The organism is Victivallis lenta (genome assembly GCF_009695545.1).
GTDB lineage: Bacteria > Verrucomicrobiota > Lentisphaeria > Victivallales > Victivallaceae > Victivallis > Victivallis lenta.
In genome coordinates, this window is the sequence record NZ_VUNS01000012.1 from 116,363 (window position 1) to 127,651 (window position 11,289).

Sequence of the window (11,289 nt, forward strand, 5' to 3'; positions counted from 1 at the left end):
ATATCCTGTTGCTTAAATGTCTTCGATCCGCATGAGCTTGACCGGAGACTGGTTGATCGAGAGCGTATCGATTTCGCCGAGCGCGTTCCTGACTTCCCGCTCGTTGGCCTTGTGGGTCAGGATGACGAGCGGAACCGCGCCGTCGGCGCCGTAGCGTTCGTGCTGGATCAGGCTCGAGATGCTGATGCCGCGGTCCGCGAGGATCTGCGTGATCGACGCGAGCACGCCCGGGCAGTCCTTGACCATGAAACGCAGGTAGTAGCGCGACGAGATGTCGTCGATCGCGGCAACCTGCTCGAACTGTTCGCCGGGGCGGAAGGCCGGAATCCGGCGGACCGAACCGGCCGCGATGTTGAGCGCCACGTCGGTGATGTCGGCGACGACGGCGCTCGCCGTCGCGCTGCGACCGGCGCCGCGCCCGTAGAAGAGCGTCTGGCCGACGGCGTCGCCTTCGACCATCACGCCGTTGAACACGTCTGAAATATTCGCCAGCAGCGTGCTTTTCGGGATCAGCGTCGGGTGGACGCGCATCTGGACCTTGCCGTTGTTCGACTTGATGATCGCAAGCAGCTTGATCCGGTAACCGAGTTCGTCCGCATAGCGCAAGTCGTCCAGCGCGAGATCGCGGATGCCTTCGACGAAGACCGGGTCCATGCCGAACCAGCGGCCGAAGGCCAGAGACGCGAGGATCGAGGTTTTGTGCGCCGTGTCGAATCCGTCGATGTCGAGCGACGGATTCGCTTCGGCATAACCGAGCTTCTGCGCGTCGGCCAGCACGGTATGGAAGTCGGCCCCCTCGTTTTCCATTCGGGTCAGGATGTAGTTGCAGGTGCCGTTCATGATGCCGTAAATCCGGCTGATGCGGTTCGAGACCAGGCCCTCGCGAAGCGCCTTGATGATCGGGATTCCGCCCGCGACGCTCGCTTCGTAGCAGACGTCGACGCCGGCTTTTTCGGCCGCGTCGAAGATCTCTTTGCCGTGCAGCGCGAGCAGCGCCTTATTGGCGGTCACGACATGCTTGCCGGCGCTGATCGCCTCGAGAATGAATTTTTTCGCAATGGTCGTGCCGCCGACGAGTTCGACGACGATGTCGGACTCCCGGATCGCCACGGCGGCATCGGTGGTCAGAAGTTCCCGCGGCACCGCGACACCCCGGTCGGTGGTGATGTCGAGATCGGCGATACGGGTCAGAACGAGTTTGACGCCGGTGCGCTTGGCAACGACTTCACTGTTCTTGAGAATGTTTTCCGCGACTCCGGCACCGACCGTGCCGAATCCGATAATTCCGACTTTTACTTCTTTCACGTTCTGTTTCCCCGTTTCCCATCAGATGTTTATAGAGAACTTTCGTCAAAATGACAATATAGCACTCCGAAGCCGTTTTGTAAATATGCGCTTCTCTCTTTTTGACGAAAATCAGTGGATTTCCGACCGGGAACGCAGCCCGGCGGAAAAAAGTGCGGCAGGCGCCGGTGCCGGCGGCGGCTTCGCCGCCTTGACGTGTGTGGAGAGACGGGGCCCTCTCTGTCCAATTGCATCAGGGGACCGCTTACTGTGTCGGAATGCGCTCCGGCAGCGCCATGGCTTTGGGGATGCACGCCCCTTGCGGGGCGCGGTCTTTTTGCGCATACGCGCAACAGACCGTGTACGCTGCGCGGCAAAATTTCATTTTGCTGATGCAGCTGTTTCGCTTCGCGTACAGATCGCCTCCGGCGGCCAAGGCGCTTCGCCCTTGGAACCCGACCGGCGAGGCGCCGGTGCCGGCGGCGGCTTTGCCGCCTTGACGCGTCTGACGGACAATGTCTTGTGTCTTTACAGCAGGTCCGAATACGGAACCTTGAGGAAGAAAAATTTCCGGACCGAATCGATCGCCAGGTACAGTTTCTCCTCCCCGTCATCAGCAAAGCCGTGCGGATAGGCCGCCTGAGGCAACGCCTCACCGCCGTCCCAGAAGCCGTCCCATGTGTTCGGATTCTCTTTGTTCAGCCGGGCCAGCGGCAGCTTCTTCGACCAGTTCGCGCAATTGTCGTTGCTGATCCACAACTCCAGCACGTCGCGTTCCCTCCGCTCAGGCGTGCAGACATTGTTGACAAGCACGTGGCGGCCGCGGATTTTGTAAATCACGAATTTTGTGCCGGGATTCGGAATCGCGGAAGGCCGCGCGGTGCTCCAGCTTCGTCCGTAGTCGAAACTGTCACTCTCCCAGAGGACGGCATCCGCGTGTTCGTAGCGGACGAACATTTTCAGGTGTCCCGGCTCAAGCTCGGTCACTTCCGGTTCCCACGCATGGCCGGGAGTGGCGACCGCGCCGTGCAGGGAAAACGTTTTTCCGCCGTCGGTCGAACGGATTACTCCGGAGGTATAGAACGCATCGGGCGCGTTACAGGCTGTCCAATCCGACCGCTGTTCGAGCCAGTAAACCGGAAAGAGCCAGCTGCCGTCGCTCAGGACCTTCCCCTGCCGGACCGAGAAATTCGGCGGTACTCCCGGTATTGAAACCGGATTCGTCCAGCTTTTTCCGTTGTCGTCCGTGAAGGTCATGAAGGCGCGCAGTTCGGCGTAGGTCGTTTCATGGCAGAAGGTCTGGAAGACCGCGAACGGCCGGGAGGTTTCCGTGAAAAGTTCGGTCCCCCAGGTGCAGCGGAACGGATGTTTGAACAGGAGTTCCGGTTTCGACCAGCTCGCGCCGTCGTCAGTGCTGCGGATCACGGCCGCCACGTTGTCCGGATGCGGCTCCTTCGTGCCGCCTGTGTAGACGAGCGAGACGATCGAACCGTCCGGCATGCGGCGCGGCGTCGGTTCGCGGCCGAACAGAAAACGATCGTCGGCTTTGAACATGAGCGTGGCGGGGTAGGCGAATTCGATCCGGTCGGTGTGTTCCATTTTTTTCTCCTGATTTCGATTTCCGGGTTGCATTCTTCTTAATTATACGCTATTTTCCAACAGGAAGCAATTGCAGAAAACCAACCGTTTCTTTCGAATTTCGACACTATGAATGAATTCGGCGACGAACGCAAGCTGAAGCTCGAAGGGCTGCTTGATCCGGAGACGGCGGAGACGGCCGCGCGGATCATTCTCGATGCGGAACCGATCGTGCTCGGCATCACCTTCTGGAACTGTTTCCGGCCGTGGGACGTTCCGGAGAGGCGGATCTGCGACAACTTTTTCTTCCTGACCGTTTCGGGGGAGGAACGCGTGACGGTGAACGGAGAGGAACGGATTCTGCGCCGCGGGGATGCGATGATCGTGCCTGAATTCATCCCGCACTCATTCGGACTTGCCGACGGCTGCGGCGCGTCGCAGCATTTCATCGCCCACGCGCTGACCGGGGATGTCGCCGGGGCGAATCCGTTCGGCTGTTTCGCTTCGCCCTTCCTGCATCCGGAGCACACGGAGGCCGTGCTGACGCGGCTGGAAACGATCGTCGCCGTACGCAACACATCGCCCGATGCCGCGCAAAGCGCGATGAAACAGCTGTTCAAGGAACTGATGCTCGAGGAGGCGCGGGCGGGACGCTTCCGCTTTTCGGTTCCGCGGCGGAACGACGGGCGCATTGCGTTGGCCCTTGCGTACATCAACGCGAATTTCGCAGGCAGCATCGCGGTTGCCGACATCGCGGCGCATGTCCGGCTCGGCGAAGTGCAGTTCCGCAAACTTTTCCGGCGCGAAGTCGGCATGAGCCCGGCCGCCTGCCTGCAGCGGACCCGGCTGGTTCACGCCGCCCGGCTGCTGGCACGGTACGACCTGCCGCTCGCCGAGGTGGCGGAACAGTCCGGATTCTCGAACGAGTGCTACTTTTCGACTGCTTTCCGCGCCGCCTTTGCACGCACGCCCGGGCAGTATCGCCGCTATATCCGCGGCCGCTGACCGGATGTCGTTTCAGACGCAGTGGCGGTGCCGGTTGATGATCTCATCCTGCAGCTGCGGGTCGAGCGCAGTGAACTTCGCGGAAAAGCCGCCCACCCGGACGATCAGGTGCCGGTAGGACTCCGGATCGCGCCGCGCTGCGCGGAGCTCCTCGACGCTCGTAGTGTTTCCCTGGAAAATCTGCCCGCCGGTGGCGATGAAGCTGCGCAGCAGCCCCTGCAGCACGTCGAGCCGGGTCAATCCGCCGGAGAGATCCCACATCGAGGCGACACCGCCCGGGGCCGCGCCGAGGTCGAGCCGGTTGGCCGACTGCATGGCCGTGCCGATGCCGCGGGTCATCGAACTCGAATGCGGCGTCATGCCCTGCGCGACCGGGACGCCGGCCTTATGGCCGTTGGCCGAGGCGCCGAGCGCATTGCCGGCGATCGGGCTGAAAACGAAGCTCATCAGCATCGGCTTGACCTTGCCGCCGAAGCGGTTGGAAAAACCGTCGTAAATGGCGCAGACGTCGCGGAACAGCCGGGCGGCCATCCCGTCGGCCTCCGGGTCGCCCTGGCCGAATTTCGGCAGTTTGAGCAGCCGGAGGCGCAGGAGCTCATCCGATGCGAAATTGCTTTGCAGCGCGGCGAGCAGACCGGCCTTGCCCGCGATTCCGTTTTCGAACACGGCGTGTTTCAGGGCATACAGACTGTCGGCGGCATCCGGCAGGCCGATCGGAGTCGAGCCGTAGTCGTTGTAGCGTGCGCCGCCGTCGTTGAGATTCCGGGCACGCTCGATGCAGTCGGAAACCTGCGCGGAGAGCAGGAAGGCCGGACGCAGCCGCGCCGCCTCTTCGCTGAACAGATCCATGCAGCGGAAGGTGAAGCCGAGCGTGGTTTTCAGATTGCCGAGGAAGGCGCCGTAAAGCTCTTCGAAGCTGTCGAACTCCTCGAGGGTGCGCCGGTATCCGGACAGCATCCGGCAGCCGGTATTCAGGCAGATGCCGCCGTTCAGCGTGAGCTCGAGGATTTTCGGGACGTTGAAGAAGCCGGTGAACAGCAGATCGCAGTTCATCCCCTGCGGAGAAAGTTCCATGCAGCCTCCGCACATATACATGGCCGCGTCCTCCGGCGCGACGCCGCCGCGGACCAGCGCCGGGACGATCGAGCGGTCGCTCAGGATCTGCGCCATGTTGTGCCCGTCCTTCAGGTACTCCGCCGCGAGTTCGAGCAGGGCCGGAGGCGGATTTTCCGGAATGCGGATGTAGACGTGCGGCGTGGTGACCGCGAGCTTCATGATGACGCGCACCATGATTTCGGAGAGCGGGTTGAACGCGCTTGAGCCGTCCGGACGGCTGCCGGCGACCATGATGGTTTCGATCCCCATATCCTTGCAGTAGTTCCGCTCATGCATGCGCAGAAAAAGCTCGGCGACCTTTTCCGTCGCCGATTCGACGGTCTCCCGCCCTGCGGCGAGGTCGCGTTCGAGGTACGGCCAGAGAAAATAGTCGAGCCGCCCCGGGCCGTTGCCGCCGTAGGGATTCTCGAACATGGTTGCAAGGTAGGAGAAATGGAACGCCTGAAGTGCTTCATGGAAGGTCCGGGCCCCGTACCGCGGCACCCGGCGGACCAGCGCAAGCTTGGCGCGGAGCTCCCGGCGGCGGACTTCGGTGCGGCAGCTCCGCAGCGCCTTTTCGAGCTTCTTTGCGTGCAGGTCGTTCCAGGCAAGCATCGCTTCGAGCAGAATGCGGCAGCCCTCCAGAAATTCCCGCCCTTCGGCGTCGGCTTTGCGGTACGATCTTCCGATTCGCCGCAGCAGCCCGGTGACGCCGGATTCGAGAATCCATTCGTAGCGCCAGCCGACATGGCCGGGCGCGCAGGACGCATAGGTGACCCACGACGGGTTTTTTCCGTCCCGGTCGGCGCCGGTCAGTTCGGCCAGGCCCGGAATTTCGCGCCGGGCGCGTTGTTCGGCGACGTAATTGCAGTCGAAATCCCGCCAGCGCGGATCGAAATCGCTGCCGCCGAGGTCACCGCAGTATTCGGTGTAAAGCTGTCCGGCCAGATAAGGGCCGCCGCCGGTGCGCACCGGCGTGTGCAGTAGCGCATATGCGAGCGAACGCGCCTGCCGCTCGCGCAGCGGCAGGCCGGCGAAACGCCCGAAAAACGCCTCGGTAATGCGGGCGCGCTTGCGTTGTTCGGGGGGACGGGCGGCGCGGCGCTCGGCCGCCCGGAGCTGTTTGATCGGGTCGAATTGATTCATGATTCCAGATTCACCATAAGATCAGGGTTCCGAATTGGCGCGGGTCCTTGCGGGGACCGATTCCGCTGGTCCATTGCAGGAAGCCTTTGCGCACGGCTCCGTCGTTGTCGTTGACGAGGAATGAGAAGCCGAGCTTCATTCCGCGCTTCGGCTTCACGCCGAGAGCGCTCCACGGCAATTCGATGTCGTAACGGGTAATTTCACCTTCACGGACCGCCTTGAACACGGCCTGTTTTTTCAGTCTTTCCGCCATGCCTCCCGGCGCGGCGAAAACGGAGAATTCCGGGCCGTTGCGGGTCAGGCCGAAGCACAGCTCGTAGTCGTCGTTGTCGTAGTTGACCGACCGGTTGCACAAGGTGTCGATGCCGATCTGGACCGAGTCGCCGTCGAACAGCGGGCCGTCCGCCTTGAACGGCTGGTGGTGGACGTCGTCCGTCACTTCGAGCGACAGCCGGAGCGAAGTGTCGTTCCATGCGGCGGTGAGCCGTCCTGAAAGATCCTTCGGGCCGCCCCAGCGGGCGTCGGAGATGACGGGGTAATACTGTTCGGCGCTGTTGAGTGCGGCTCCGGGGGGCGCGGTTTCGCCGTCGCGGGCGCACAGCAGGAAATCGACCGGGCGTTCAAGCTCAAAGGCTTCGCCGCCGGAGAGCGTTCCGTTCAGCCGGAGCCGGTTATGGTTGGAGAGCGGTTCCCGCGCGGAGAGCCGGAACCGGAACTGCGCGCTCTCTCCGGGAGCGACTCCGGAGAAGTCCGCCTTCTCCGGCTGGAACGTACCGGGGAAGTCGGCTGAAACCCGGAGTGTGCCGCTGCGCGGTTTTCTCGACAGGTTGGCGATGCCGGCGGCCAGTTCCAGCGAACCGTCGGCGCTGAGGCCGGCGGGCTCGATGCTGAGCCGGACCGGCGCTCCCGCCGTCGCTTCGAGTTCCGCCGAGGCTTTGAAGAAGCCGCGGTTGAAATCGGCGGAGGCGAGGAGCCGCAGCGGTTTGGCCGGGGCCGTTTTAAGTTCGACTTCGACCGGAATTTCGGCCGTTGCTCCGGCGGCCAGCTCGATTCGCCGGTTCCCGGATTTCGCCGTGCTGCCCGGCGGAGCCCAGACGTTCAGCTCGACCGTGCAGGCGTGCTTGAACGGGTTGACGATCCGGAGCGGCACGCTCCGGGCTTCTCCCGGCAGCAGCGTCACCGGATTCTCCGGGAAGGTCAGGCTCTGCTGGCGGCCCGGAATTTCCGGGGCAAGCCCCGCGATGAAAATCGGGTCGGGCCCGACGGCGAGCTCCGTGAAGCCGTCCGCCACGCTCATCTCCGGCGCGGCGCCGTCGATCCGGGTCACGGTGAATGCGTCGCCGAGATTCAGCTTGAGCTTTTCATCCCGGTCGCTCCAGAGCACGATGACCGCCTCGCGGCCGTCGGAGAAGGCGAACGCCCGGGCGTACTGCCCGTATTTGAAGGCATTCTGGAACTTTTTCCCGTAAAGCATGCGCACAGTCAGGTTGAAGGCTGCCCCCGCCGGCAGGATCCCGCCCTTTTCATCGAGCAGCCCCCAGTTTTCATAGTCGTACCGGCTGCCGACCCGGCTGGCCTGGTAGACGAAGATCTTCTCGACGCCTTCGGCGAGGAGCCCGACCATCTGGCGCACGACTTCGCGGGCCTGCTGCCGAAGCGCATTCCGCCAGCGGGCCTCTTCGGCTTCCGGTGTTTCGTTTTCACGTTTTTCGATCGTGGTGTTGCAGCCGGTTTCGGTGACCCAGATCGGTTTGACGCAGTTGTATTTGGCCAGCAGGTTCCTGACTGCCGCAAGCCGCGCCTGGAGCTCGACCCCCGAAACGTAGGTATGGTCCGAATAGATATCGAAATAGGCGCCGCCTCCGGCCGCGAGGACGGCGTCGAGGAACGGGGCGAAGCCGCCGTCAAGCGCCATCGCGGCGACCTTCGCTTCCGGATCGGCGGCTTTGATCGCCTCGTAAATGGTCTTCATGACCCGGACGAAGTCGGCGTGGCTCCCGTTCCACGCATACGGAAGATCCGGCTCGTTCCAGATTTCCCAGTATTTGATGTAATCCTTATAGCGGTTCACGACGGCGGTTACATAAGCATGCAGCGCTTTGTGGTCGCGCGGCGCGTAGGAGTAGTAATCCGCCGCGTCCGGCCGGGGCGAATTCCATTTCGCCGTGCTGCTGATGAGCCCGAGGATGCGGATATCCTGCGCTTTGGCTTCGGAGACGATCCGGTCGGTGCGTTCCCAGTCGAACCGGCCCTGTTCCGGCTCGATCAGTTGATGCGCGAACTCCCAGCGCAGATATTTGGCGCCGAGCTCCCGCTCCATTTCCGGGAACTGGAAACAGTTGATGCCGAAAGGCGAGTCGTCGCCCTGTTCCACCGGCACGACGGCCGGCAGCGCGGCGGCGCCCGGTTCGGCAGCCGTTTTTCCGGCTGGAGGAGCCAGGGCCGCTTCGCGTTTTTCGGCCAGGCCGATCCCGGCTTTGTCGCCATAGGTGTAGTAGAGCTTCAGCCCGTCGCCGTCGATGAGCACGGACGGGTTGTCGCCGGGGAACAGCTCCGTGCCGGAGCGTTTCCAGTCAAAGCCGTTTTCGGAGGCGGCTTCGCCGATGCGGCACTGCCGGTCCGCGCCGATCACGCCGTACCACATGCGGTAGCCGGTCCCGTTTTTCCGCACGCAAAGCGAAGTCAGGATATCGCCGCCGAAAGCCGGGCTGCCCTCCATGACCGGCGCGGGGCGGCGCGTCCACTCGGAGCCGTCGTCGGATTCCGCGTAACAGACGCGCGGTTTCCAGCCGCCTTTTTCGGTGGCGAGATACCACATCTTGAACCGCCCGTCCTCAAGAAGCACGGAGGGCGACGCGACCGCGCCGCCGTCCGTCGCGGCGAGTACCGCGTTGCCCGGATATTTGCTGAAGGTGACGCCGTCCGGCGACGAGGCGTAGCCGATCGCGGCCGGAGTGTTCCAGTCGGGCGCCCCGGCGAACCAGATGTGATAGATGCCGTTCTCCTTGAGGACGCTCGGAGAACCGATCACGTTCCAGGAGCCCGGCTGCCCTTCCGGGTCGCGCGGGACGGCCGGGGATTTCTCCGGCGTGAAAGCGGTTCCGTCGGCGCTCCGGGCCCGGAAGATCTCCAGCGCCCCCCAGTAGCCGGAGAAGAACAGCGTGTACTGCCCGTCCTCCGCCAGTATCGCCGGCGAGTGGATGTTCAGGAACGAGCCTCTGGAGAGGACCGGATTCCCGGCGGCCGGTTTCCATGCATCGGCCCCGTGGACGGCGGCTGCGGCAAGAAACATCATTGCGGTTGCAAAGTTTCTGAAATTCATCTTGTGTCGGATTCCTGCTTGAATTGATTTAAAATTCCACCCACCAGCGCATGGCCGGGTATTCGCGCTCCGCGAGCGCCTGCGGGCCGCGAGATGCGACGTGACCGTCGAGGAACAGGATGTTGCCGCGGCCTGAATGCCTGGCGAACTCGTTGACCCGGGCTGTCGGCTCGGCGGTGTAGAAGAACCAGAAGTCCTTCATCGGCCAGCTGTTGACTTCGTCGAGCGAGTCGAATACATAAAATCTCTGTGACGGCCGGGAGACCCCTCCCGCCTTGTAGTAGCGGTTATAGGCCTCTTCGTCGTACAGATTCGATGCGATATGAGCGTTGGCGCTGTAGGAGGCGACGCTGTTTGCCTTGACCGGCGCGCTCGGGCAGGAGTAGCCGGCTTCGCCGCGGAAATCATCCACATTGGTATAGGCGGCCAGTCCGCGTTTGCCGGTCCACCAGTGCCAGCTCGGCCACGGCGGAACGCTGGTCGCGACGATGTAATCACCGTTGTCCCCTGAATATTGCATGCTCAGCAGCCCGATCTGCTTTAAATTGCTGATGCAGTTTGCGCTCTTGCCTCTTTCCCGGGCCTGGCTCAATGCCGGCAGCAGCATCGAGGCCAGGATCGCAATGATCGCGATGACGACGAGGAGTTCGATCAGGGTGAACGGATGGTGTTTCATTTCCTTTTTCCTCTTTTGATTTGCGGATTGGCAGGCTCGAAGGTTATTTGCAACTCCGGAACGAAGTGTGCAGCGGCTTGATCGAATCGCGCAGGACCAGCTTGCCGAACAGGTAGTGGATATCCGGCTCGCGCCTGCCGTCCGGCGGATCGGATTCGATCATCCCGAACAGCAGTTCCGCCGCGCGGTAGGCGATTTCAAACAGCGGCAGCTGGTAGGAACTGAGCTTCGGGTGAAGGATTTCGCAGATCGATACCGTGTTGTCGAATGCGGCGACGCTGAAAGTCTCCGGAATGGAGATCTGACGCTCGAGGCAGGCGTTGTAGAAACCGGCCGCGGTCCAGTCGTTCGCGAAGATCACGGCGGTGGGCGGCTCCGGGAGGGAGAGAAAGTATTCGAGCATCCCGGCGAGGTCCGGCGGCGCGGCCTGCGGTTCGGTGATCTCCCGGGGCTCCGAATCGGACATCACGAGATATTCCGCCCGGAATTTCCCGGTTTCGACCATGTGCTCGATGTAGCCGGCGCAGCGGGCGGCGAGTTCGCGGTGGCGGATCTCCGGGTTGACGAACGCGATTTTTTCGTGACCGAGGCGCATGAGCTCGTCCGTCACGCTCTTTCCGGCGGCGTATTCGTCGGCCGCGACCTGTGGAAACGGAAGCTGCGGCCGGCTGCTGTCGAAGCAGACCACCGGCATGTTTTTCGGCAGAAACGGCAGGAATTCCGGGTTGAGCGACGGGACCCGGAGCAGGATGCCGTCATACGGGCGCAGCATCCGGACCAGCTCGCGGCTGGAGAGTTCCGGGTGGGCGAACTGAATGTCGAGGCTGTAGTCGCGCTTGCGGCAGGCCTCCTCGATTCCCGAGAGCCACCGGACGCAGAGCGGATTGTTCCGCCAGTTTGCGCTCATATCCGGCGCCAGCATGCAGATCCGGCTGCCGCAGCGGCGCGTCCTGCGCCCGGGGCGGTAACGCTCTTTGGCGAGATAGCCGCTCTCCTTGAGGACGCGGAGAATCCGGCTGTTGATCTCCGGATTCACGTTCGGAGCGCCGTTCAGCACCCGGCTGACGGTTCCGGTCGAAAAACCGACCAGCTTTGCGACGTCCTTGATGGTGATCTCTTCCGGCATTGCCGATTTCCTTTCCTGTCTGTTCCCATTGATATTATGTCGAAAAAAATGGGAAAC

At 62.8% G+C, this 11,289-nt stretch carries 7 protein-coding genes; 1 reads left to right on the forward strand and 6 read right to left on the reverse strand.

Annotation, left to right across the window (positions count from 1 at the left end; genetic code table 11):
• Nucleotides 1–12: 12 nt before the first annotated feature.
• A complete protein-coding gene (locus tag FYJ85_RS12250; RefSeq protein ID WP_106053465.1) occupies nt 13–1,305 on the reverse strand; it encodes a homoserine dehydrogenase in 1,293 nt (430 codons plus the stop codon).
• Between the two features lie 507 nt (nt 1,306–1,812).
• Nucleotides 1,813–2,883 carry a sialidase family protein gene (locus tag FYJ85_RS12255; RefSeq protein ID WP_158703987.1) on the reverse strand — a complete coding sequence of 357 codons (1,071 nt, stop codon included), beginning with the start codon at nt 2,881–2,883 and terminating at the stop codon, nt 1,813–1,815.
• Nucleotides 2,884–2,991: 108 nt separating this feature from the next.
• Here FYJ85_RS12255 and FYJ85_RS12260 point away from each other — a divergent pair, with 108 nt between their 5' ends.
• Complete coding sequence (locus tag FYJ85_RS12260) at nt 2,992–3,867, forward strand: AraC family transcriptional regulator (protein WP_154418879.1); 876 nt, start codon at nt 2,992–2,994, stop codon at nt 3,865–3,867.
• A gap of 12 nt (nt 3,868–3,879) precedes the next feature.
• Here FYJ85_RS12260 and FYJ85_RS12265 read toward each other — a convergent pair whose 3' ends face one another.
• From FYJ85_RS12265 to FYJ85_RS12280, 4 genes are read right to left on the reverse strand one after another with little or no spacing between them, the layout of a single operon-like run.
• Nucleotides 3,880–6,108 (reverse strand): pyruvate formate lyase family protein, encoded by a 2,229-nt coding sequence (locus FYJ85_RS12265; protein ID WP_154418881.1) that lies wholly within the window; start codon nt 6,106–6,108, stop codon nt 3,880–3,882.
• Between the two features lie 10 nt (nt 6,109–6,118).
• Nucleotides 6,119–9,430 carry a sugar-binding protein gene (locus tag FYJ85_RS12270; RefSeq protein ID WP_154418883.1) on the reverse strand — a complete coding sequence of 1,104 codons (3,312 nt, stop codon included), beginning with the start codon at nt 9,428–9,430 and terminating at the stop codon, nt 6,119–6,121.
• A 28-nt stretch (nt 9,431–9,458) separates the two neighbouring features.
• A complete protein-coding gene (locus tag FYJ85_RS12275) occupies nt 9,459–10,106 on the reverse strand; it encodes a prepilin-type N-terminal cleavage/methylation domain-containing protein (RefSeq protein ID WP_106053459.1) in 648 nt (215 codons plus the stop codon).
• Between the two features lie 43 nt (nt 10,107–10,149).
• Nucleotides 10,150–11,232, reverse strand: a complete 1,083-nt coding sequence (locus FYJ85_RS12280; RefSeq protein ID WP_106053458.1) for a LacI family DNA-binding transcriptional regulator — start codon at nt 11,230–11,232, stop codon at nt 10,150–10,152.
• Nucleotides 11,233–11,289: the final 57 nt, after the last annotated feature.

What these genes read in the sequence shown, in the direction of transcription:
- FYJ85_RS12255 (WP_158703987.1), bottom strand. Translation starts at nt 2,883, where the DNA reads ATGGAACACACCGACCGGATCGAATTCGCCTACCCCGCCACGCTCATG.
- FYJ85_RS12260 (WP_154418879.1), top strand. Translation starts at nt 2,992, where the DNA reads ATGAATGAATTCGGCGACGAACGCAAGCTGAAGCTCGAAGGGCTGCTT.
- FYJ85_RS12265 (WP_154418881.1), bottom strand. Translation starts at nt 6,108, where the DNA reads ATGAATCAATTCGACCCGATCAAACAGCTCCGGGCGGCCGAGCGCCGC.
- FYJ85_RS12270 (WP_154418883.1), bottom strand. Translation starts at nt 9,430, where the DNA reads ATGAATTTCAGAAACTTTGCAACCGCAATGATGTTTCTTGCCGCAGCC.
- FYJ85_RS12275 (WP_106053459.1), bottom strand. Translation starts at nt 10,106, where the DNA reads ATGAAACACCATCCGTTCACCCTGATCGAACTCCTCGTCGTCATCGCG.
- FYJ85_RS12280 (WP_106053458.1), bottom strand. Translation starts at nt 11,232, where the DNA reads ATGCCGGAAGAGATCACCATCAAGGACGTCGCAAAGCTGGTCGGTTTT.